This is a genomic window from Pseudoalteromonas sp. NBT06-2 (assembly GCF_002276045.1).
Classification (GTDB): Bacteria; Pseudomonadota; Gammaproteobacteria; order Enterobacterales; family Alteromonadaceae; genus Pseudoalteromonas.
This window is the reverse complement of record NZ_NQMR01000276.1, coordinates 1-315: the sequence shown is the minus strand read 5'-3', so window position 1 is coordinate 315 and position 315 is coordinate 1. Positions and strand designations below refer to the sequence as shown.

1 pseudogene is annotated in these 315 nt (G+C 46.7%); it reads left to right on the top strand.

From position 1 onward, the window contains the following. Positions 1-315 (top strand): annotated as a pseudogene (locus CJF42_RS25255) (hypothetical protein); the annotation flags it as partial.

Below are 315 nucleotides of genomic sequence, written 5' to 3'. Positions count from 1 at the left end.
GCAGATCAAGCAGTACGTGGTGCATTCCATGGTGCCAGTCGCCCTAAACTTTTGATGTGTGATGACATTATTACGGATAAAGAAGCCAAGTCAGCAACCGAACGTGAGACCCGTTGGCGCTTTATTGAAGCGGCTGTGCAATACCTTGGCCCACCTGATGGCACGGTAAAATTCTTAGGGGTTAATACGGTACTTAATAATGATGATCCGATTTCCCGAGCTGAAACAGCCCCGGGTCATATCGTGCATAAGTTCAAAGCCATTATGCAGTTCCCTGAAAATATGGACTTATGGAATGAATGCCGGGAGTTGATG